15 protein-coding genes are annotated in these 23,606 nt (G+C 40.8%); 9 read left to right on the top strand and 6 right to left on the bottom strand.

The window, feature by feature from the left end:
* Positions 1–192 precede the first annotated feature (192 nt).
* The gene (locus tag H6G83_RS07570; protein ID WP_190469331.1) at positions 193–1,374 is read right to left on the bottom strand and encodes an FAD-dependent oxidoreductase; all 1,182 of its coding nucleotides are present in this window, start codon (positions 1,372–1,374) and stop codon (positions 193–195) included.
* A 473-nt stretch (positions 1,375–1,847) separates the two neighbouring features.
* Here H6G83_RS07570 and H6G83_RS07565 point away from each other — a divergent pair, with 473 nt between their 5' ends.
* The 9 genes from H6G83_RS07565 (at position 1,848) to H6G83_RS07525 (ending at position 16,602) form a co-directional block, all read left to right on the top strand.
* A complete protein-coding gene (locus H6G83_RS07565) occupies positions 1,848–2,642 on the top strand; it encodes a pentapeptide repeat-containing protein (RefSeq protein ID WP_190469328.1) in 795 nt (264 codons plus the stop codon).
* A 186-nt stretch (positions 2,643–2,828) separates the two neighbouring features.
* Positions 2,829–4,298, top strand: coding sequence for a pentapeptide repeat-containing protein (locus H6G83_RS07560; RefSeq protein WP_190469326.1), 1,470 nt, complete (start codon positions 2,829–2,831; stop codon positions 4,296–4,298).
* Positions 4,299–5,454: 1,156 nt separating this feature from the next.
* Complete coding sequence (locus H6G83_RS07555) at positions 5,455–6,786, top strand: P-loop NTPase fold protein (protein WP_190469323.1); 1,332 nt, start codon at positions 5,455–5,457, stop codon at positions 6,784–6,786.
* Complete coding sequence (locus tag H6G83_RS07550; RefSeq protein ID WP_190469319.1) at positions 6,762–11,975, top strand: WD40 domain-containing protein; 5,214 nt, start codon at positions 6,762–6,764, stop codon at positions 11,973–11,975. The genes H6G83_RS07555 and H6G83_RS07550 overlap by 25 nt, the downstream gene beginning before the upstream one ends.
* A 106-nt stretch (positions 11,976–12,081) precedes the next feature.
* Complete coding sequence (locus tag H6G83_RS07545) at positions 12,082–12,495, top strand: hypothetical protein (RefSeq protein WP_190469317.1); 414 nt, start codon at positions 12,082–12,084, stop codon at positions 12,493–12,495.
* A 224-nt stretch (positions 12,496–12,719) separates the two neighbouring features.
* Positions 12,720–13,040, top strand: coding sequence for a DUF433 domain-containing protein (locus H6G83_RS07540; protein ID WP_190469315.1), 321 nt, complete (start codon positions 12,720–12,722; stop codon positions 13,038–13,040).
* Positions 13,041–13,121: 81 nt separating this feature from the next.
* Positions 13,122–15,632 carry a tetratricopeptide repeat protein gene (locus tag H6G83_RS07535; RefSeq protein ID WP_190469313.1) on the top strand — a complete coding sequence of 837 codons (2,511 nt, stop codon included), beginning with the start codon at positions 13,122–13,124 and terminating at the stop codon, positions 15,630–15,632.
* 59 nt (positions 15,633–15,691) lie between these two features.
* On the top strand, positions 15,692–16,234 hold the full coding sequence (locus H6G83_RS07530; RefSeq protein WP_190469312.1) for a hypothetical protein: 543 nt from the start codon (positions 15,692–15,694) through the stop codon (positions 16,232–16,234).
* Entirely contained in the window at positions 16,231–16,602 is a 372-nt protein-coding gene (locus H6G83_RS07525) for a hypothetical protein (RefSeq protein WP_190469308.1), read from the top strand. Before H6G83_RS07530 ends, H6G83_RS07525 begins: the two co-directional genes overlap by 4 nt.
* A 274-nt stretch (positions 16,603–16,876) precedes the next feature.
* On the opposite strand, the gene H6G83_RS07520 is transcribed toward H6G83_RS07525, so the two are convergent.
* The 5 genes from H6G83_RS07520 to H6G83_RS07500 form a co-directional block, all read right to left on the bottom strand.
* Complete coding sequence (locus tag H6G83_RS07520) at positions 16,877–17,236, bottom strand: hypothetical protein (protein ID WP_190469305.1); 360 nt, start codon at positions 17,234–17,236, stop codon at positions 16,877–16,879.
* A 14-nt stretch (positions 17,237–17,250) separates the two neighbouring features.
* Positions 17,251–17,604, bottom strand: a complete 354-nt coding sequence (locus H6G83_RS07515; RefSeq protein WP_199328362.1) for a papain fold toxin domain-containing protein — start codon at positions 17,602–17,604, stop codon at positions 17,251–17,253.
* A gap of 136 nt (positions 17,605–17,740) precedes the next feature.
* Positions 17,741–21,388 (bottom strand): pyruvate:ferredoxin (flavodoxin) oxidoreductase, encoded by a 3,648-nt coding sequence (gene nifJ, locus H6G83_RS07510; RefSeq protein WP_190469301.1) that lies wholly within the window; start codon positions 21,386–21,388, stop codon positions 17,741–17,743.
* Positions 21,389–21,991: 603 nt separating this feature from the next.
* The gene (locus H6G83_RS07505) at positions 21,992–22,429 is read right to left on the bottom strand and encodes a YidH family protein (protein ID WP_190469298.1); all 438 of its coding nucleotides are present in this window, start codon (positions 22,427–22,429) and stop codon (positions 21,992–21,994) included.
* Between the two features lie 149 nt (positions 22,430–22,578).
* On the bottom strand, positions 22,579–23,289 hold the full coding sequence (locus tag H6G83_RS07500; RefSeq protein WP_190469294.1) for a hypothetical protein: 711 nt from the start codon (positions 23,287–23,289) through the stop codon (positions 22,579–22,581).
* Between the last annotated feature and the right edge of the window lie 317 nt (positions 23,290–23,606).

Here is a 23,606-nt window from a genome sequence, read left to right as displayed (position 1 = left end):
TCACTACCTAATTGGGGTATTTTTGCAGAATTGTCATTGGACTGGGGAAAGGGGAAAGGGGAAAGGGGAAGGGGGAAGGGGGAAAGTTCATAATTTCTCCCTCATCTCCCCCTACTCCCTCATCTCCCTATTCCCCTCCAGGGAGGGGTTAGGGGTGGGTTTACCTCATCTCCCCCCACTCCCTCATCTCCCTCATCTCCCCAGTCCCTCAAACTGCTGCATAAACCGCCTGTCAAGCCAGTCTTTCCACCGCCAGAGTAATGGGTGGGGTGGTAAAGTTATATTGCCTCTGGTGGCGATCGCATTTCCGTCACCTGTACCGATTAAACTTAAGTATTGTTGCTGTGGTATGTAGGGTTTGAGTGGTTGTCCCTGCAACATCCGCCGCAGATTTTCATATAAAGGCTTACCTTGGCGTACTGCAAACACTCCGGCTTTCGGACGGGGATAATTAATCATGGTGGCGATGTCCCCAGTTGCAAATACTTCTGGATGTGTGAGTGATTGTAATGTGTCATTAACTAGAATAAAGCCTCGCTCGTCAGTGGCTAAACCTGTTGTCTTTAACCATTGGGGGGCTGAAGCTTGTGTTACCCAAAAAATTTTGTCACATTTTACTCTTAAGCCAGATTCACATTTAATTTCTAATAACTCATCACATGGTGCAATTTTGCATACCGTTTCCCCTAAGTGTAACTTGACATCGCGTTTAATTAATATTTGCTTGACCTGACGCTGTACTGATGGGTGATGATGGGACATTAATTCAGGATGACGATGGAATAAGTGAATTTCCAGATTACTTAAGGGTTGTTGGGCTTGTTGTAAGATGCGCTGTAGATGTGCTTGCATTGATAGGGCTAATTCTACGCCACCCGCACCACCACCGGCGATCGCAATCCTCATCTTAATTTGCGGATTTTGAGTTACGCTATCTACTACCTCATACCAATGCTCTAATAATTGCGACACGGGTTTAGCAGGAACTGCATATTCTGCTGCACCAGATACAGACATTGTGGCGGGAGTGCTGCCAATATCAATAGATAATAGGTCAAAATCTACTGGCGGACGTTTAGCACAAATTACTTTGTGGTTGTTTAAATCTAGTCCAACTACTTCATCTATATAAAACTGCGCTTGAGCAAAATTAGCTAATCTTTGCAGGTTAATATGACATTCATCGCGGCTGTAAACACCAGCAATATGTCCAGGTAACATTCCAGAGTATGGTGTATCTGAAGCTGGAGATATTAAAGTTAAACTGACTCCAGATAGAGGTTTTATGCCCAACATTCTCAGTAGAATCGCATGACTGTGACCCCCACCAACTATTACTAAATTGTTAGCAAGTGGCTGTATATTTCGCGGCATCTATTGATGATTGAATTAAATGATGTATTTGTTTTAGCTGAATTTAATTTACAGAAAAACTTTTCTGCCTACACAGCAAGTTGCAGGTAAATTGTAAAATTCAAGTGGCGTTGGGACGAACAGCCCGCCCTTATGTACCTCACTCAGATGAAATGCGCGGTATTTCACCAGTAATAACTAACAATAGACTTACTCATTACTTTTTCCAACTATCAACAATGATTATATCAATATTGTGTTATGGCTGATGTAACTATATTTAAAATTACCAAAAACAAGTAAAAAACACAACAAAATCTATCAAATAATTATTGATAAATTAACATGATTAATGTTGTAATTGATACACGATCAAGGAAATAGTGATATTTAATTTAATATTTTTACCAATTATCGTTACATTTACGAATACTCAAATTGGAAAAAATCATGCACAATAGCAAAACAAAAGTCATCAATTATTTTTTTGATTTATGTTAACTAACATTGTTAATGTTTATCGTACATTTGCACAAAATATACAATACAGCAATCTCATGGTTGATTTCATCAATGACAGGGTTTTGCCTTGTAAAAAAATGAACGTCTATGCAGAAATCCCTGTTACCAATCAATACTTAAAAACGGTGATAAAAGATTTACAGCATCCAACAATGGAAGGCAGACTAAATGCTGTTTATCAGTTAGAGCGGATAGCTCATAATTATCTTCAATATCACTGGCTTATCATGGAAGTTATCTGCACTTTTATACGTAATCATGCAGCCAATATTTCCTTATCACGGTCAGACAATAGCTCAACATTAATTATGCAAGCAGCTTTAGATGTGATTGCCAAGAGAAATATCAAACATGACCCTGAAAATCAACAATTAGATTTAAGTTATGTTGATATGCGAGGAGCAAATTTAAGACAAGGTAACTTAGAGGGAGCTAATCTCTATCGCGTTAATCTTGCTGGCGCAAACTTATCTGAAGCTAATTTATGCGGCACAATTCTCACAGCTGCTAACCTTTCTGGCGCTAACCTAGCTGGAGCAAATTTATCTCTTTCAATTCTCAGTGCAGCAAACCTAACTGGTGCAAACCTTTCTGGCGCTAACCTAGCTGGAGCAAATTTATATTTAGCTAGTTTGTCAGAAGTAATTTTACACGAGACAAGACTTAATGGAGCTAATTTAAGAGAAGTAAAATTTACGACTAGCAATAGTCATACTCTCTGTACCCAGCATCCAAAATCCACAAGTGAAAATGAATCAGATAACTAATTTTCTCATACTCAACTTGAATTTGTCCGCCAGCCCTAAATTATAAAATAATTGTTAATATTTCTTTTTTGTCAGCAAAATCTGAATTAATACTATCTTTAGTATATTTAAATTTAGAGTTAAATAGTGTATCATTTGGGAAAAATACAACAGTATTAATTGGGTGTGGTAAGGGATGATACAATTATGCCTGCGAATAAAACAGAAAAATTATGGCGTTGGTCAATTGGTATAAGCGTTATATTTGCTGTCACCGTAGCCTTGATTGTATTTGCATCACCCAATTCTGAAGGATTGACTATTCAACAAAAATTGCTTTTTAGGAATCAGGCGTTAACCACCACCGCGATCATTTTTTTAGGTTTAGGCGTAACAGTTAATGCTTACTATGCGGCAAAGCGGATAGATGTGCTAAATAAAAGCGCTTTAACTGCGGAAAAAAATTTAGAAATCACTGTTCAAAATGCTAAATTGTCCGAGAATCGGATAATTTCCGAGCGTCTGATGACTGCTATTACACAACTAGGACATGACAAGATTGAAACCCGCACAGGTGCAATTTATGTTTTAGAAAAAGTTGCACAGGATTTTCCGCAAGAACACTGGACAGTTATTGAAATCCTCACAGCTTTTATTCGAGAGAATGCTGCTGTGGGAGAGATAGAAGCACCAGAGGAAGATGACTCACAGCCAACATCTTTGAAAAGGTATCGGAAAGGGGAGCGCCGGAAAACACAGTCCTATTTGAATGTGACTGAAGAATCTCCAAAAATACGTAGAGATGTTCAAGTAGCCTTGACTGTCATTGCTCGCCGTAATTACTTACATGATGAGGAAAATCAAAAACTCGATTTGCGTAATATCAATCTCAGGCGAGTAGAGCTTTTAGGCGCTAATTTACAAAGAGCGGACTTACGTGGTTGTGATCTGCAAGGAGCAGATTTGCGTGGTTGCGATTTTAGCGGCGCAAACCTGGAAGGTGTCAAGCTTGCTGGTGCTATTCTGTTTGAGGCTAGCTTTGTGAAAGCGAATTTACAAGGAGCCGATATACAAGGCGCGAATTTAAATCGTGCTGACCTGAGTGGCGCAAATTTACGGAGTGCTAACCTTACGGGTGCGAGTTTACGTGCGGCTAACTTGCAAGGAGCCAATCTTTACAAAGTTAATTTACAACAAGCAGTACTCAAATTAGCAAATCTTTCTGGAGCAAAGTTATTTTTAGCTAACCTGCAAGGAGCTAAGTTAGGCAAGGCTGAGTTGTATCTTTGTGGTTTAATTGGTGCAAATCTCAATGGTGCAAATCTTAATGGGGTAAATCTTGCAGGAGCAAATTTGAATGCAGCTAAGTTACAACAAGCAGAAGTTTTATTTGCTGATTTCACTGAAGCAAGTTTGACTGAAGCAGATTTGGTAGGAGCTAATTTAATGGGAGCTAATTTGCAAAGAGCCACCCTTTACCAAGCAAATCTTTCTGGAGCGAATCTTGTAGGTGCTAACTTAGGGAATGCTAACTTCTGTGATGTGAAATTGGCGGGAGCAAATCTGACGGGGGTGAAAAATTTAAATCCCCAACAAATTAGTATTGCCATTGGCGATCGCACAACTCGCTTACCTGATAATTGGGAAATACCAATTCAATGGCGAGAATCTAGTTAATCTTGTAGGTGATAGGGGATAGGGGACAGGTTGGAAACCCAGTAATTAGCTGTTTGATGATTTTTTGCTGTCCTCATGTCTTTGGCAACTACGATATTTAAAACCAAGGACTTTGCTCTTTATCCCAACACTCATTTCGGCTCCAGGTTCTACCTGTATATTCACATTCGTATTGGTTTTTAATCCAAGGAACTGAAGTAGGATAGCTAGATTTGGTAAAAGAATTGATGTAAAAAAACAGGGATTTAACAAATACTATACTAGCCGTGAATAGTAGAGTTGAACTAGTAATATATATTGTTATTTTGAGGATCATCTCCCAGTATAACTTGCTTTTACTACTATGCAAGCGGTCTTTCATAAGCTTTCTCAATATTTGATCATGAGTAGTTTAAAAAAATTGGTACTGTTTACTCCCTGACATTTATTGAGCAATAAAAAATAGTTTTTATTGAACAACTCTCATAATTTACTGTGAATTTGTTGTACTTAAGTAACAGTACCATTTTTTATTTAAAAATAAGCATATTCATATAAACTTTTCATAATGTGGAGTTTTCATCCAGAAAATCTTCATGTAATTTCACTAAGTATTTACTACTTCTTTACTTACAGCAGGGGAGAGGCGACAGGTGACTGGTTCAAAACCCCATTACTATAAAGATTTTGTAATTTATCATTGTCCTAACCTATGTAGCTACTGCTATAAAAATAAAAAACTAGGTTTTTTGGACTTTAAACAAGGTGCAATCCAAAATCATTAAATCTTTGACTGATTGAGGCATATCTTTTACCGACAATTTGTTTTTTTATTTCAGTATATTTAACTAAAGTTAAGTTTAGTACGGCTGATATGCAGCAAGTTTGTTTTTCACGTAAAGAAAGACCAGATTTTTAAGATTTTCGTAAAGTTAAGGCTAAAAATGTGGAAAATACTTAATTTGTATTCAAATTTACTCAGTGTGTGAGATTCGGTAGCTTGCATTTTCTCCGAATTTCTGATTGCACAAATCACAAGCTCAATCCTCACTGCGATAGATATCATGAAAGAAGTAATTTGTGCAATTCGGGCTGGTTTAAAGCATAAATTGCTAAAAATTAATATATTGATTCAGTAGGTTTCAACTTGCCCATTCTTCAGTAAGTTTAATTAGCTATGCCCCTAGATTTAGAAAGATTTTATCAGGCTTGCAATCCTAGCAGACCTCTGATGATGGGTAATCCTAGCGATCGCCGTTACTATATCGATTTTGCGGCGGTACGGGGCGGTAAAATTATCGAGGCTTTACTGCGTACTATTACTAGAATATCACCAGACGCGCCCACTTGTCAGCTATTTACTGGGCATCTTGGCTGTGGCAAATCTACGGAGTTGCTACGCCTCAAGGCTGAGTTAGAAGAACAGCAATTTCACGTAGTTTACTTTGAGTCTACCCATGTCCTAGAAATGGCGGATGTGGATGTGACTGATATTTTACTAGCGATCGCTGGTCAGGTGAGCGAAAGTTTAGAAGCGATCAAAATTCGCCTCAAACCCAAATACTTTACTAGGTTATTTGGGGAGGTTGTCGATTTTCTGCAAACACCGATAGAATTGGGTGTGGAAGGTGAGTTATCTGTAGGTATTGCCAAAATCACCGCCAAGACAAAGGAAAGTCCCCAATTACGCCGACGCTTGCGAGATTACTTAGAGCCGCGTACACAAAGTATACTGCAATCTATTAATTCTGAATTGCTGGAGCGGGCTAACAAAGACCTCAAAGCCTTGGGGAAAAGGGGTTTGGTTGTGATTGTGGATAACTTGGATAGGGTAGCAATTCGACCTTTACCATCGGGAATATCCCTACCAGAATACTTGTTTATTGAACGGGGTGAACAGTTACGCAACCTCAACTGTCATGTAGTTTACACCATTCCCTTAGCGTTAACCTTCTCCAACAATAGCGCCGAACTGCAACATCGCCTGGGGGGTGGAGTAGCACCGAAAGTTTTACCGATGATACCTGTACGCCTGCGGTCTGGGGAAATTTTCACCCAAGGGTTAGCATTGATGCGCCAAATGGTATTGGCTAGGAGTTTTCCTGACATTCGGGCAAGCGATCGCTTAGAATTAACTACAGAAGTGTTTGATAGTTTAGAAACATTAGATAGGTTGTGTTTGATCAGTGGTGGTCATGTAAGAGACTTATTAGGATTACTGTTTGACTGCTTGCGCGAACAAGACCCACCCTTTGGAAGAGACTGTGTAGAATTGGTAATTCAAAGACAAAGGGACTACCGCGCCAACGCCATCGACCCCCACGAGTGGGAGTTAATCTTTCAGGTAATGCAAGAGCAGAGGGTTAAGGGTGATATTGAATATCATGCACTATTGCGGAGCTTATTTGTTTTTGAATACCGCGACCATCAAGGAGCTTGGTTTGCTGTTAACCCAGTGATAGCGGAGACACAAAAATTTCAGTCATGGTTGAACCAAACCCATCAGTAGATATCAAAGCAGCCAATGAGAGAGCTTTGCGGAGTTTGTGGAGAGCGATCGCCCTATCGCATGGTAACTTTTCTGTAGCCTTGGTTTGCTGTAACTATCGCGTCTTGCAACAGCAGACATTGCAACGGCTCGATGAGATGGCGACTGATGCTCACATTCACAAAGTTGTTCTACCCCATAATACCAGAAGTTTATACACTGCACTGCATCTAAATCTGCCCGAACAGCAACCGCCATCAGCCTTGATGGTGTTAGGGTTAGAAACCGTCGATGAAATTGACGACTTACTGCGCTCAATTAATCACATTCGGGATGAATTTCCCAAACGCCATTCCTTTCCCATGATTTTTTGGGTAAATGACGAAGTTTTGCAGAAAGTGATGCGTTTAGCACCTGACTTTGCGAGTTGGGCGGCGACACCGATTCGGTTTGCCATGACGACCCCAGAGTTGTTACAATTCTTGCGGGCAGAAACCGACACTTTATTTGCCAGAATTTTACCCAAAAATCTCGGACAAAGGCAACAGATACAAGCCACAGGAGAATACAAGACCCTAGAGCAAGTTTGGCAACATAGCAATGAACTACAATATGGAATTGCTGAGTTAGATGAGCGAGGAATTACCTTAGAGCCAGAATTGAACGCCAGTTTAAAATTTGTCTTTGGCTTAGATGATTATGTGAGCGATCGCATTCATCACGCCCTCCATCATTTTCAACAAAGTTTGCAAATTTGGCAACAGTTAGGGGATTGGGGACTGGGGACTGGGGACTGGGAAAGGGGAAAGGGGAAAGGGGAAAGGGGAAAGGGAAAGTTAATAATTTCTTCCTCATCTCCCCCCACTCCCTCATCTCCCCCATCTCCCCCCACTCCCTCATCTCCCCCCACTCCCCCCACATCCCCCACACTCAGACAAGGGGTGTTGCAATTCTTCATTGGTCTATGTTACTGCCGTCTGGGCGAGCAGAATCAGCTAGATCATCGTCATCATTGGGAGAGGGCGAAATCTTACTTTCAAGACAGCTTGGAGATTTTTCAGGTAGCGGGAAGACCGGATATTGCAGGGGTGTTAATTGGTCAACTGGCGGAGGTTTTGGAACATCTGCAAGCTTGGGATGAATTGGCAACTGTGGCGAAAACGGCGCTGGAATTGCATCATAATTATGGTAATCACATTCAACTGGCTTGTGATTACGGTTTTTTGGCGCAGGTAGCGTTACAAGAGTCGCGCTGGGTACAGGCGAGTATTTTGGCGCAGGTATCACTGTTCAAATTAGGGGAGGCGCAACAAAATAATGATGGCGACCCCCATCATTGTCTATTTCCCCTGTTGTTAGCACAGGTATATTACTTAATTTTAGCTAAAGCCCAGCAAAATTTGGGTGAGCAAACAGTGGCAGAGAAATATTTAGATAAAGCAGCCAAAGAGTTACCAGCAGCATTGGAACATAGCGCCCATCAATATGATGCCCATCGTTATATTAGACTATTGCGGACATTGCGATCGCTCTATTTTGAAGCCGGCAGATATCTGGAAGCCTACCGCATTAGACAACAACGGCGGTCGGTAGAACAGCAGTATGGCTTACGCGCTTTTATTGGTGCGGGGAGGTTACAACCCCAAAGACAGGCGACCAACCCGGCTTTGATGTCAGCTACGGGAACTAGTACCTTAGCTTTAGAAATTGCCGCTTCTGGTCGAGAACAGGATATAAATAATTTAATTGGCAGAATTAGCCGTGCTGACCAGAAATTGATTGTCATTCATGGCCCTTCGGGGGTGGGGAAGAGTTCTACTGTCACGGCTGGGTTAGTACCTGCATTACAAAATCGAGCGATCGGTGATCAGTTAGCTATGCCTGTGGTATTGCAAGTATACACTGATTGGGTGCGCGAATTAGGTAAATCTTTAACTGAGGCGGTAAATCATATTCAAGGGGATGCTGCGATCGCCCCGGAGGTTTTGCCGACCTCTACACCACCGATGACAATGGCGGATATCTTACAGCAACTACGCCAAAATGCTGACAACCATTATATCACAGTTTTGATATTTGACCAGTTTGAGGAATTTTTCTTTGCTTATGGCGATGACGTTCCCCCGACTGTAGGAAATCGTCAACAACAGCAAGAATTTGATAATTTCCTCAGTCAATGCCTGAATATATCCTTTGTCAAAATCATCTTTTCCATCAGAGAAGATTATTTACATCGTCTATTAGAATTTAAGCATCTTTCCCGCCTGGAAGCAATTAATAATAACATTCTCGATAAACAAATCCGCTATCAAATCAATAACTTTTCCCCCGAATATGCCAAACTCATCATTCAGAAATTAACAGAGCGATCGCAAATCAACTTAGAACCCGCCTTAATTGATGCTGTAGTCGCCGACTTATCCACCGAATTAGGAGAAGTCCGCCCCATCGAATTACAAGTTGTTGGCGCTCAATTACAAGATGAGAGAATTAACACCTTAAAACAATATCAACCATATCGACCAAACAAACTCATAGAAAGATACATCAAAGAACTCATCAAAGACTGCGGCCCAGAAAATGAGCGTGCAGCCTTACTTGTGTTGTATCTCCTAACAGATGAAAGTAACCAACGCCCTTTTAAAACCCGTGCAGAATTAGCTGCTGAACTAGCAGAATTAGAAGACCCAGACAAACTAGACTTAGTTTTAGACATCTTAGTTAGCTCTGGTTTAGTGGTATTATTTCCCGATGTACCCGAACGTTATCAACTAATTCATGATTATTTAGTAGATTTAATACGCTATCTCCAACAACAGGAATCAAGCTTACAGGCACAACTGAAAAAATTACGTCGCAAAGTACAGCAAAGTCAAAATGAAATTGAGCGACTAAAAAGCGAACTTAGTCAAACACAACAGCAATCTCAACAGATAGATACTTACCCACAACAGGGATTAGATTTACTTGCAGAATTAAGGGAACTACGCAAGCGAGAAGAATTAACTCAACTAGAAATTGAACAATTACGTGCCGAATTAAAAGAAAAAGAGTTAACCGCCCAACTAGCAGAAAGTCAAAAGCAACAAAGACTAAGTGAAACCAAACTTAATCGTTCACTAACAATTGCCCTAGCTGCTTCCTGTCTTGCCATTTTGGGATTAAGCTATTCTATTATCACCGGGGTAGATAACGAAATTAAAACCCTGAGTGTTTCCAGTAACGCTTTGTTTGCTTCCCAAAAAGGTCTCGATGCTGTCAAAGAAGGTATCAAAGCCGGGAGAAAACTGCAACGAGCCATTTGGGTAGATGCGAATACTAGAGAACAGGTGAAAACAGCACTGTATCAAGCCGTCGTGGGAGGGAGAGAGTACAACCGCTTAGAAGGACATCTCGCAGGCGTAAATAGTACCGTATTCAGCCCCGATGGTTCCCTCATCGCTTCCGCCAGCGCCGATAATACCATCGATATCTGGCGTAAAGATGGCAGCTTAGTTAACACCTTGTCCCAACATAATAATGTAGTGAATAGCGTAAGTTTCAGTCCCGATAGCTTGTTAATTGCCTCAGCTAGCCAAGACAAAACGGTAAAATTGTGGCATCGAGACGGTCAACTAATCACAACATTACCAGGACATAACGACGGTGTAAATATTGTCAGTTTCAGTCCTGATGGTCAGTTGTTAGCCTCCGCCAGTAGCGACAACACCATCAAACTCTGGACTAGAGAAGGGAAATTACGCACAACCCTATCAGGTCATAGTGATGCAGTCTTAGGAATAGCTTGGTCTGCTGATGGGTTGAGTCTCGCTTCCGTAGGTGCTGACAAAACCGTGAAATTGTGGAGTCGGGAAGGTAAACTAGTCAAAAGTTGGCGAGGTCATGATGATGCAATTTTGGCTGTAGCTTGGTCGCCCAATGGTGATATAATAGCCACAGCTAGTTTTGACAAGACTATCAAACTGTGGAATCTTCAGGGTAAATTATTAAAAACCCTATCAGGACACACCGCAGAAGTCGCCGCAGTTACCTTCAGCCCCGACGGACAAACCATCGCTTCTGCAAGTATCGACGCAACCATCAAACTTTGGAGTCCTCAAGGTTTACTTTTAGGAACTTTGAGGGGACATAACAGTTGGGTAAATACTGTCAATTTCAGCCCAGATGGTCGCAGTCTCGTCTCTGGTAGTCGAGACAAAACGGTGATACTCTGGCGCTGGGATGAAGTCTTGTTGCGAAACCCGAAAGCTGATGGTAGTGATTGGGTGACAAGTGTTAGTTTTAGTCCTAATGGACAGAATTTGGCGGCGGCGAGTCGAGATCAAACCGTGAAAATTCTCGACAAAGAAGGAAAATTAGTCAATACTTTCAAAGGTCATACAGCGCCTATTTGGGGTGTAGCTTGGTCGCCTGATGGGGAGATGATAGCCTCAGCTAGTAAAGATAAAACGGTGAAGTTGTGGAATCAACAAGGTAAGCTACTCCACACCTTACAAGGTCATCAAGATGGAGTTTTAGCTGTAGCTTGGTCATCGGATAGTCAAGTAATAGCTTCCGCCAGTAAAGATAAAACAGTGAAAATTTGGAGTCGGGACGGTCAACTACTACATAGTTTACAAGGTCACACCGATGCTGTCAATTGGGTAAGTTTTAGTCCTGATGGTAAATTGTTAGCCTCCGCCAGTGATGATACCACCATCAAATTATGGAGTCGAGACGGTGAATTACTCCACACCCTCAAAGACCATAGCCGCCGCGTCAATGGGGTAGCATGGTCGCCTGATGGGCAAGTTTTAGCTTCAGCTAGTATTGATGGCACAGTTAAATTATGGAATAGGGACGGTAGTTTGATCAGAAATCTTGGCGGTGATGGGGATACTTTCATCAGCGTCAGTTTCAGCCCCGACGGTAAGATGTTAGCCGCTAGCAGTGATAATCAAGTCTGGCTGTGGAATCAGAAGGGGAGTTTGCTGATAGTCTTGAAAGGCGACAAGGATGAATTAACTAGTGTGAATTTCAGTCCTGATAGTCAGACATTGGCAGTAGGTAGCGGTGATGGTCAGGTGATGTTGCAGAATTTAGCTGAGATTAGCTTAGGGAATTTGCTGAAGCGTGGGTGTAATTTGCTGCATGATTATTTACAGACTAATGCGAAGATGAGTAAGAGCGATCGCACCCTCTGCCCTAATAATCATCACCCTTCAGATTAAGACATTTACTCTGTAAACACAAAAATCAGCCGTTCAATATTGCTTCTCACACCTAAATAAATAGGTTAAAATCCTATCTAACAAACACATTGTATAACTTATAACTATGATGGATATCGTCGCCCCAATAGTTTCATTACTTGCGCCCCATCTGCCATTTCTGCTGAATGTGGGTGGTAAAGTTGCAGAAGGTGCATATCAACAAGCTGGTGCAGATGCTTGGGATACAGTCAAGGCTATCTGGGGTAAGCTGAAACCCAAAGTAGAAGCTAAGGAAGCAGCAAAAGAAGCTGCTATTGATTTAGCTGGAAATCCAGATGATAAAGCTTTACAAACTGTTTTGCAAGTCCAGTTACAAAAGATATTGAGTGCTGATACAGTCTTGGCTGAGGAATTAGCCCAGATTTTGCAAACATTGGCGGAGAAATCAGGGGACAATATTCAGATGGGTGCTAATGCTTATGACCAAAGCACAGTCAAGCAAGTCGGAAAAATAGAGGCTAATGAGGTGAGTTTTTAAACGCGGAGGGGCGCGGAGTGTTGATAAGTTTAATATGCGTTGACTAAACTTCTTGCATAAATCTTTTTTTGTCTCACGCAAAGGCGCAAAGACGCAAAGAAAAGAACGCTAAGAACGACTTTTGTAAGAGGTCTACTGAAATAAAATTGTCAGCTTTGCGCCTGTGTCTCTCTGAGGAAGTAAAGATATAAGTAAGGTTTGTTAAGGCTGGCGTTTGAGAAATTATGAATCAAATAAATTCTACTGAATATAAACACATTCTGATTGATGAACATAATGTGCCATTCATCAAAGGAAGTTCAATGAAAGTTGTGGAATTAGTTACTTCTATTCATGCTTATGGTTGGAGTCCAGAAGAATTACATTTTCAGTATCCACATTTGAGTATGAGTCAGATTTATTCAGCTTTAGCTTATTATTGGGAACATAAAGCAGAAATTGATGCTGATATGCAGCAACGTTTCGAGTATGCGGAAAGATTACGTTTAGAAGCCGGAGAATCCCCATTAGCTAAAAGACTCCGTGCAGAAGGATTAATTAAATGAGTCTTGCTTTTTATGGCTCATTTTGTATTGTAATCTAACAATGGCATCACCTAGAAAAATTTGTACCTATGCTGATTAATCATGGCGGAAGAACCAAACCCTAAGAAAGCAAAAATTATTAAGTTAGAGGGAAATGCTCAAAATCAGAGCAAACTAACTCAAGTTGGTTCAATTGAAGCTGAGAATGTTTATTTATCCACAGATGTTGTTCATATAAAAAGTAGTAGCAAAGCAGAATCACCAGGGGTTCTTAAAGCAGGAAATCCTGGTAAAAGTTTAGAACATTGGCAAGGACGAGAAACAGAATATGCTCAAATACAGCAATGGTTAACTGATAAAAATACCTTTTTAATTGGTATAGAAGGCATCGGTGGCATAGGTAAATCAACGCTGGCGACGAAAATTTATGAAGAAATTGCGGGTTTCCCCAAGCGATTTTGGGCTGATGTTAGTAATGGGGTAAGTTTTAGTGATTTAGCTCGTCAAGTTCTGGGTGAATTTGGTTTTCCTATTCCAGAACAAGAAGCGCAGTTAGTCGAGGCGTTGGTTAGGTGTTTACGTTCTGGTCAATTTTTACTAATTATTGATAATTTGGAAAGTTTATTACAACCTAATAGACAATGGGGAAGTCTATTTTATGGCGAGTTTTTCCAAGCATGGATAGAATCTGGCGCTAATAGTAAGGTATTAGTCACTACCAGGGAAAGACCAGAATTAATAGGCTTTGAATGGCTACCCTTGAAAGGGTTACAAGTAGATGAAGGGGTAGCACTGTTATCAGAATTAGGTATTAGAGGGAATTTAGCGGAGTTTGTCGAATTAGTAGATGGACATCCCCTACTGTTGAAATTGGTAGCAGGTTTATTAAAATATGAATACTCGCAAGACCCAGATTTAAAAAGATTAGCCGATTTAGGCTTAGGAAATTTACGGCAGTTGTTAACAAATCCCCAAGTCGTAGGTGTACATCGTTCGGAAAATGTGGGGATGAAGTTGGTATTGGATGCCAGTCTGAATAGACTTAATAAGTTACAAAAAGATTTATTACTGAATATTAGTGTTTATCGTGGTGTGTTTGACAGTGCAGCAGCAGTGGCGGTGTTACCTGGAAATTCAGAGTCAGAGATTGAGAGAGAATTAAGGGATCTGGTAAAGCGTTCTTTGTTGGAAGATAAACTCAATGGTAAACAACGTTTTGAGTTTCAGCCTGTGGTGTTGGAGTATGTGCAGTATAAAGCAGGTGATCAGACAGAAGCACATCAACGAGCGATTTATTACTATCTTGTGAATGTTAAACAAAAACCTTGGCAGACTAAAGAGGATATAAAAGAATATTTAGAAGTTTTTTATCATTGGTATCAATTAGAAAAGTATGATTCGGCATTTGATGTATTAGCATTTTGTGATAAATTTTTGTCCTTGCAGGGTTATTACACAGACCAAGTAGAACTATATGAGCAATTGGTCAGTAAATGGGAAGAAATTGGTGATAGGGAAAATTGGAATTACTGGGCTTCTCTCACGTCATTAGGTAATGCTAACAACTCCCTGGGACAATACCAACGGGCGATAGAGTTATTCCAGCAGTCTTTGAAGATATCTAGGAACATAGGCGATCGCAATGGCGAAGGTGCTACTTTAATCGGTTTGGGCAATGCTTACAACCCTCTGGGAAAGTACCAACAGGCGATTGAGTTCTTCCAGCAGTCTTTGGAAATCTTCAGGGAGATAGGCGATCGCAATGGTGAAGGTGCTACTTTAATAGGGTTGGGCAATGCTTACAACTCCCTGGGACGCTACGAACTGGCGATTGAGTCCTTCGAGCAGTCTTTGGAACTATCTAGGGATATAGGCGATCACAATAATAAAGTCCATTCCTTAATCGGGTTGGGTAATGCTTACCACTCCTTGGGAGAGTACAAACTGGCGATTGAGTCCTTTGAGCAAGCTTTGGAAGTATCCAGAAACATAGGCGCTCGTAATAGTGAAGGTAATTCCTTAATCGGTTTGGGCAATGCTTACAACCCTCTGGGAGAATACCAACGGGCGATTAAGTTCTTCGAGCAGTCTTTGGAAATATTTAGGAAAATAGGCGATCGCAAAGGCGAAGGTAATTCTTTAAACAATTTAGGCATTGCTCACGACTCCTTGGGAGAATACCAACGGGCGATTGACTTCTACCAGCAGTCTAGGGAGATATCTAAGGAAATAGGCGATCGCAATAATGAAGGTCATTCTTTAATCGGGTTGGGCAATGCTTACGGCTCACTGGGACAGTATCAACAGGCGATTGATTTGTTCCAGCAGTCTTTGGAGGTATCTGCGGAAATAGGCGATATTCGAGGGGAAGCAGAAGCTTGGTTTAATTTAGGTGTGACATTAGAAAACGTCAAGCGAGAAGCAGACGCGCTAGGTGCTTATCGCAATGCTTGTGAACTATATCAAAAAATGAGACTTGATGCTGATGTGCAAGATTGCAACAATGCAATTGAGCGTCTTTCTCAACCAAAAAAGCCTGTAGTTTCTCGCCGTGGTTTTTGGTGGGGGTTGCGTCGGTTGTGGCGTTGGGTTCGCTCTCTGTTTAGGCGGTAATTTTGTCTCACGCAGAGTCGCACAGCCACAGAGAAGAAACTTTATAGAGATACTATTTAATGAATTTAAACCCAAAAGAATTGATTATTACCAAATTGGAGCAGGGATTACCCGCTATTACTCCAGCCTTTGGTGCAGCATTAGCAGAAGCTTGTGCTGTTTGCTTGAATGATCAAGGACATATCCAAGGTGTAGAACTTCAAGTTCAAGGAGACTTAACAGATGTTTTCAAAATTTATTGGCAAGAAGTCACAGAGCAAATGTTGCGCTGTTGGAATGATAATGAATACACTACAGAACAGGCAGCCTATGGAATTACCCTGTTAATCATTCAAGAACTGACTGAATATACAGTTGTCGAACGTTCCCGCAGAGGAACTGGATTTGATTACTGGTTAGGCAAAAAAGGTGATAATAATCAACTCCCATTCCAAAATGCAGTTAGGCTAGAAGTCTCAGGCATCCGTCAGGGTGATGACAGTAAAATAAAAGCTAGAGCTAAACAAAAATTGGAACAAGTAAACTCTGTTGATAGTAGTCTACCAGTTTACATTGTGATTGTTGAGTTTAGTAAACCTTTGTGTTTTGTAGTGAAAAAATGAATAACATTCAAGATTTACATAAACAAGCAATGGATTTAGCTGAAATGGCACAAGTTGCTAAACTAAAAGGCGACTCTGTTTTAGCCTTGCAACTTTCCAGAGAAGCATTTGAAAAAGAACGGTTAGCAGCAGAATTAATCGTCAATAATCTGGCAGCAGAACCTACACGTTCAGTATTACATCTTAGTGCAGCAACTTTAGCAATTGATTGTGGAGAAATTGCAGCAGCAGAACGTTTAATTGCAATAGCTTTATCAGGAAATCCACCTCAAGAGATTGCCGAAGAACTCAAGGATTTATTTGTGCAGATTAACATTGATAAATATTTTGCACGTCGTGGTATTGAATTTGATTCAGCTAAACTATAATTATAAGTTTTATTAGGACTTACGCATGAAAACGAAAAATCAAGGGTTTTGGCAAGGGTACAGGGGTATAGGGGTGTAGGGGTGTAAAAGCGCTAAACCTATACCCCTATACCCTTACACCCTTACACCCTGTCTCGACAGATAACTTCAGTGCGTAAGTCCTGTTTATTATCTAACGAGGAATTGTAGGATTTCATCATTAACCGAGAATTAAACGCGCTGGGTGAGCGATCGCCATGCTGGTGAACATTAATATAAGCTGTTAATTTCCAACTTATGAATTTCCTGTAATTGTTAATTCTAAGTTCGCATTGATTGTTTCTTGCTTAATAAATTGCTCAAATAACTGAAAAAACTTATAAAAAGCATCTTTTTCATCAGTAGAATTGGCTAGAATAATACCATCCCACCCTTGACTAGCAGTAACATCATATTTATTCTGTATCCATTCTTGAAAATTATCAAAATTCTTCTCTTGTTCGGTGCGAGGTAATCCTAATTCCATTCTGGCTTGGCTATAACCCACCAATAACATATTCAATCTAGTAATAGAACATTGCCCTATGTACATTCCTGGTCTTTGCTTAATCCTTGCTAATAAATGATAAAGATATTCGTTTTTTACATCTAACATATTCGTTAATATCCTCAAAATTCTATCTCTGTAATTTCAAATTGCTGCCCAAAATGCACTAAGCCCTGAAACAATAGATTTGCCATCCATTCATTTCTAGAAATGCCTGCTGGGTGATGATTATCAAAAACTGTTTCTATACCATTAATGATAATGGCAACGCCTTGATGACGACCATTAGTAGAAATAGCTGCTTCAGGAAATGTTTCATCATAAATAAAGCTGTTCGCACCCGTAGATGCTCCTGTATATAATTTAATCAGTTTGCCAGGAATGTTTTCGGAAATTAAGTAAGCTTGAATTGCTTGACTACATTCCACACATTGAAAGTTTTCATAACTGCTAGCAATAGTCTGAATTTGGTGCAGTTGTTCGGCATTAATAGAAATTGAATAAACTCCTGCAAAAATGTAACATTTATATTTTAATCTACATTCTGCGCCAAAAATTATAGTTGGGTAATAGGTAATAGGACTTTACCCATTACCAATTACCCATTACCCATTACCTATTCGCCAAATATTGATACATCTGCCAACGTGCATCAACTTCAGCCTGGGCCTGTTCTAGCAATTGTTTAGCTAACTGGGGCTTACTTTTGGTCAACATCTTGAAGCGAGTTTCTTGGTACATTGATTGCTCTACTGATTGAGTAGGCGATCGCATATCTAACTGTAGAGGATTTTTACCCTGTTGTGGCAACAGTGGATTATAACGATACAACAACCAGCGTCCAGAATCTACCAAGGCTTTTTGATGCTGCATCCCCGTCGCCATGTTGATACCGTGGGCGATACAATGGCTGTAAGCAATAATTAAGGATGGGCCGTCAAAAGCTTCTGCTTCCAAAAACGCCTTGAGTGTTTGGTCATCCTTCGCACCCAACGCCACACTCGCCACATACACATTCCCGTAACTCATCGCCATTAAGCCCAAGTCTTTCTTAGGCGCTGGCTTACCACTGGCGGCGAATTTAGCAACGGCTGCCCTTGGCGTAGCTTTAGAAGATTGCCCCCCGGTGTTAGAATAAACTTCTGTATCCATCACCAAAATGTTGACATTGCGACCACTAGCTAACACATGGTCGATACCGTGAAAGTCAATGTCATAAGCCCAACCATCACCACCAATTATCCAGACACTTTTCTTGACTAAATAATCAGCAAGTGATTTAAGATTTTGCACCGCCGATAAACGCTGATGAACCTTTATATCATCCTCTTCCATCTGCGTGCATCTGCGTGCATCTGCGTTCAATATTTCATCCAACTTTTCCTTCAACAACGCTATCCGTTGACGCTGTTCCCAAATATCAGCCTCGGTTTTCTGTTCTGCATTGAGAATAGACTCAACCAACTTATCACCCACTTCGGCGCTGAACTGTTGCAGAAGTTCCGCCGCAAACTCGGCTTGCTTATCCAATGACAGACGATAACCAAAACCAAACTCGGCGTTATCTTCAAATAAACTATTAGACCAAGCCGGGCCTCGTCCTTCGGCGTTCTTCGTCCAAGGTGTAGTGGGGAGGTTTCCACCGTAGATAGAAGAACAACCTGTGGCGTTAGCAACCACTGCGCGATCGCCAAATAGTTGTGTTAATAGTTTTACATAAGGTGTCTCACCACAACCAGCACAAGCACCGGAAAACTCAAACAATGGTTCTAGTAGCTGCTGCTGACGAATTTGGTTAAGTTTTAACTTTGTCCGGTCAGGATTCGGTAAACTCAAGAAGAATTGCCAATTTTCCCTCTCTTGTTCTCGCAAGGGTAACTGTTGCGCCATGTTAATGGCTTTAAGTGAAGGTTCGGCTTTATTTTTGGCGGGACAGACATTCACACAGACCTCACAACCTGTACAGTCTTCCGGCGCTACTTGGATAGTAAACTTCTGCTTGGCAAAGTCTTTATCCTTTGCATCCACCGACTTAAATGTAGGTGGTGCATTCTCCAACTCGGTTGGCTGATATACCTTAGCGCGAATTGCCCCATGTGGACAAACCATCACACATTTACTGCACTGTACGCAGACATCCCCATCCCAAACGGGTATTTCTTCCGCAACGTTCCGCTTTTCCCATTTCGCCGTACCTGTGGGAAATGTGCCATCTGGTGGTAATGTACTTACAGGTAAGTCATCACCTTGCCACACCATGATTTTTAAGAGAACGTCCCGGACAAATTTGGGGGCGCTGGTGGGGAAGGGAAGGTTAGATGCGAATGTTTCCTCGTCTATCCATTTCCCTTTTTCCTCAAGGGGAACCTTCACCTGGTGCAAATTCTCTAAGGTTTGGTCTACCGCCTGTAAATTCATGCGGACAACATCCGCGCCTTTCTTACCATAGGTCTTTTCAATCGCTTGTTTAATTTTGGCGATCGCTTGCTCCTGTGGCAATACCCCCGCTAACGCAAAGAAGCACACCTGCATAATAGTGTTGATGCGTCCACCCATCCCACTATTACGGGCGACTTGGTTAGCATTGATGACGTAGAGTTTGAGTTGCTTATCAAGAATTTGCTGCTTTACTTTCAGGGGTAAATTTGACCAAACAGTATCCGCATCATAAGGACTATTTAACAATATAGTCGCCCCTTGTGCAGCAGCTTTTAACACTTCGATACGTTCCAAAAAGCCCCAGTGATGACAACCAATAAAGTTGGCTTGGTCAATTAAGTAGGTAGAACGAATTGGTTGCGGCCCGAAGCGCAGGTGGGAAACTGTCATTGAGCCAGATTTTTTGGAGTCGTAGACAAAGTAGCCTTGAGCGTAATTGTCCGTTCCTTCCCCAATAATTTTGATGGAATTTTTATTAGCCCCGACTGTCCCATCAGAACCCAACCCATAAAACATCGCCCGGACAACGTTATCTGGTTCTGTTGAAAAACTGGGGTCATATTCCAGGGATGTATGCGTTACATCATCATAAATACCGATAGTAAAATGATTCTTCGGCGTAGCTTGTGCCAAATTATCGAACACAGCCTTCACCATCGCCGGGGTAAATTCCTTCGAGGAAAGCCCATAACGACCACCAACAATTTTAGGTAACTGCTTCCCTGCTCCTTTCCCCTCCTGGGAGGGGCTAGGGGTGGGTTGCTCCCCTGCTTCATACAAAGCCGTCACCACATCCAAATACAAAGGTTCCCCCGCACTTCCTGGTTCCTTGGTGCGGTCGAGAACTGCGATCGCCTGTACACTCTTAGGTAAAGCCTGAATAAATCTCTCGACATCCAAGGGGCGAAATAATCTAACTTTGAGAACCCCTACTTTTTCCCCACGGGCGTTAAGATAATCTACTGTCTCATGTACCGTTTCACAACCGGAACCCATGAGAATAATTACGCGATCGGCATCACTCGCGCCGTGGTATTCATATAGTTGATAATACCTTCCTGTGCGTTCCCCAAATTTATCCATAATGCTTTGGACAATTTCCGGACAAGCATTATAGTAAGGGTTTGCACCTTCACGGGCTTGGAAGAAGACATCAGGGTTTTGCGCTGTCCCCCGTAATAGTGGACTGTCGGGAGTCAGGGCGCGGGCGCGGTGGGCGAATACTTTCTCTTCGTTGATCAGCGATCGCAAATCATCATCTGATAATAATTGCACTTTCTGCACTTCATGGGAAGTACGGAAGCCATCAAAATAATGCAGAAATGATACCCTAGTCTCTAAAGTAGCTGCATGGGCAATGAAAGCTAAATCATGACTTTCCTGCACCGAAGCCGAACACAACATCGCAAACCCTGTACCACGCGCCGCCATCACATCACTATGGTCGCCAAAAATGGATAGGGCGTGGGTAGCCAAAGAACGGGCTGCTACGTGAACCACAGTGCTTGTCAGTTCACCCCCAATTTTGTAGAGGTTGGGTATCATCAACAACAGCCCTTGGGAAGCAGTGAAAGTCGTACTTAGGGAACCCGTTTGCAAAGCCCCATGTACAGCCGCCGCCGCACCGCCTTCACTCTGCATTTGTACCACATGGGGAACTGTACCCCACAAATTGGTACGACCTTCCGCCGCCCAAGCATCCGCCCATTCACCCATTGCCGAAGAGGGGGTGATAGGATAGATGGCAATCACTTCATTCAATTTATAAGCAACACGGGAGACAGCCTCATTGCCGTCGATAGTTGCAAAGGTTTGGCTCATAATTTGCTCGTTGTCCTAGCCTCTATGTACTTTCAGAATGTGGAGACAGAAGAATCAATTCAAAATTCGTCTTGGAAAGTTTCCTACGGCGGGAAACCCGCCTACAGAACTTTCCGCAAAATTCAAAATTCAAAAAATCAGATACAACTTATAATTTTGCTTTTGTATCTGTTAATTGATTTTGACGAATTGGTATGAATTATTTACACCAAACTGTCAAATATATATTTATAAAAATGATATCAAGCTCGTCTAATTACTTATGATATGATTGTCACAGTGTGTAATAAGCAATAGCAAATAGGTGATTTTTTCCTACCATTACCCATTACCCATTACCCATTACCAACCATCACGATATGATAAGTATTGGAGCAGATATCATATGAGTATTTAGTCTCAGCTATTGTTTCAACTTTCTATAAATACTCCACATCTTAGTATTGCATTCACAATACTTTATATATAGAATCTCTTAAGAATGTACTCTCTTCACCAATCTATTAATTAATCAGCCTTCCAGAACATTGATCAGCTTCTCTGGGGTAGAGGTTCTAGCTTTTCTCTGTGCCTCTGTGCCTCTGTGGTAAAATAACACAAAGCTTAATTATTGTGTGATTTGTGTTGATTAATTATAGAAGATGGACGCGGCACAGTTGTATTGCGGATTAAGAGTATAGGAATACTTAAAGCTCCCAAAACCATCACAACCCCAGTAATTATCCACACAGCTAATCGATTCGGTTGATAATCACCCCGTTCTATCTGCCAGAATACCTGATTGTAACGCCATGCAGCTAGAGCGATCGCTAAAATTCCACACAGTACCAAAATAATCCCCAAATTCTCCGAGTTGAATATAGGATGTACAGTAGTTTCCCGTTGTGTAATTGTTGTATCAAGCTGACGGAGAAATAGCCCAAATCTTGCAATAGCGAACCCAAAACCAATCAAAGCAATAGAAGTCCGCAACCAAGCTAAAAAAGTCCTCTCATTGGCCTGATGTTCTCGCTGACGGTCTATTTTCGGCAGCTTATTCATGAGTAATCTGCTGGTAAAGAAGAACAGTAAGACCAAAATCTTACCAGTAAATTAGAAATTTTTCTACTCTTCACAAGTAATAATTATTACTTCATAATCTACTCTTTAAGTTATATCTCAGAGTAGTTTGATGGTAATCTTCCAGCTTTTTATTGTTGAAATCTCTTCTTTTCTGACCCCACGATATTAATATGTATGTCTGTTACAAACGAATTAAGATAAAGTAGTATCCCATGTATAAAAATAGTCAAGCCCAGAATTTCAAAACATTCTTCGATAGTGGTAATTATTTCAGAAATCAAAGATTCCTGATGATATATGTTAGGGAAAAAACATACACCCAATAACTCAATCCCTACTCCACCTATAACAACACAAGCAAAGGCTAAAACAAAGAATCTTTTAATCTTTTTAGGTAAATGCAACAAAAACTTAAAATAAACTAAAATAAAAATTAATACCAATAAAATATTTAAAATATCTAACCTTTGACCAGTAGATTGTACAATTCTATTTAATATACTATTTATTTTTTCATGTAACTCTAACAATTCATCGAAACTTAAATAAATAAAAGTAATTGCTAACCCATGCCAGTAGGCAGAATAACGGTTGTTTTCTCTTTGTTTTGCTAGGGCAACAAATTCTAATAACAGAGAACAAAATAGTAATATCAAACCTGTAACTAAAGTAGGAATATTCTGCTCTTCATTTAAGTCAAACATCCTAACCACACCAGACAATTTATCTCCATTCAAGAAATAAACATAAAACTGTCCTGAGAGACTAGCAAAACCGATAGCGATGGTAATGAATATAAGTAGTCGAGTTATTTGGTTTGGAGAAATTTTGAATTCCACTAAATCTACCTCTTGCTTTTATGTCTATAAGTCAAAACCAATACATAGTGATGAAAGCTTTTCTAGGAAAAACTTCAAATATGTTTTAATCTAAAATTATTTTTTTCTTAATTTTATCTTAATTAAGATATATAACAGATTAGGAATTTTATCAACTCAGAAAAATAATGCCGCTAACCTCTCTACGGACATAACACCTAACGAGATTCAGTCAGTAATGGTTAAGTATCTGCATTTTCGGAGAATCGATGAAAACCTTACGAATCTAACTTGCAGCCCAAAATAAGCTAAAATTCAAGCAGAACAAGCATTTCCCG

The sequence above is a fragment of the Anabaena azotica FACHB-119 genome, assembly GCF_014697625.1.
In the GTDB taxonomy this organism is placed as follows: Bacteria; Cyanobacteriota; Cyanobacteriia; order Cyanobacteriales; family Nostocaceae; genus Trichormus; species Trichormus azoticus_A.
This window is presented reverse-complemented; position numbering and strand designations above follow the sequence as displayed.

What these genes read in the sequence shown, in the direction of transcription:
- H6G83_RS07570 (WP_190469331.1), bottom strand. Translation starts at nt 1,374, where the DNA reads ATGCCGCGAAATATACAGCCACTTGCTAACAATTTAGTAATAGTTGGT.
- H6G83_RS07565 (WP_190469328.1), top strand. Translation starts at nt 1,848, where the DNA reads ATGTTAACTAACATTGTTAATGTTTATCGTACATTTGCACAAAATATA.
- H6G83_RS07560 (WP_190469326.1), top strand. Translation starts at nt 2,829, where the DNA reads ATGCCTGCGAATAAAACAGAAAAATTATGGCGTTGGTCAATTGGTATA.
- H6G83_RS07555 (WP_190469323.1), top strand. Translation starts at nt 5,455, where the DNA reads ATGCCCCTAGATTTAGAAAGATTTTATCAGGCTTGCAATCCTAGCAGA.
- H6G83_RS07550 (WP_190469319.1), top strand. Translation starts at nt 6,762, where the DNA reads ATGGTTGAACCAAACCCATCAGTAGATATCAAAGCAGCCAATGAGAGA.
- H6G83_RS07545 (WP_190469317.1), top strand. Translation starts at nt 12,082, where the DNA reads ATGATGGATATCGTCGCCCCAATAGTTTCATTACTTGCGCCCCATCTG.
- H6G83_RS07540 (WP_190469315.1), top strand. Translation starts at nt 12,720, where the DNA reads ATGAATCAAATAAATTCTACTGAATATAAACACATTCTGATTGATGAA.
- H6G83_RS07535 (WP_190469313.1), top strand. Translation starts at nt 13,122, where the DNA reads ATGGCGGAAGAACCAAACCCTAAGAAAGCAAAAATTATTAAGTTAGAG.
- H6G83_RS07530 (WP_190469312.1), top strand. Translation starts at nt 15,692, where the DNA reads ATGAATTTAAACCCAAAAGAATTGATTATTACCAAATTGGAGCAGGGA.
- H6G83_RS07525 (WP_190469308.1), top strand. Translation starts at nt 16,231, where the DNA reads ATGAATAACATTCAAGATTTACATAAACAAGCAATGGATTTAGCTGAA.
- H6G83_RS07520 (WP_190469305.1), bottom strand. Translation starts at nt 17,236, where the DNA reads ATGTTAGATGTAAAAAACGAATATCTTTATCATTTATTAGCAAGGATT.
- nifJ (WP_190469301.1), bottom strand. Translation starts at nt 21,388, where the DNA reads ATGAGCCAAACCTTTGCAACTATCGACGGCAATGAGGCTGTCTCCCGT.
- H6G83_RS07505 (WP_190469298.1), bottom strand. Translation starts at nt 22,429, where the DNA reads ATGAATAAGCTGCCGAAAATAGACCGTCAGCGAGAACATCAGGCCAAT.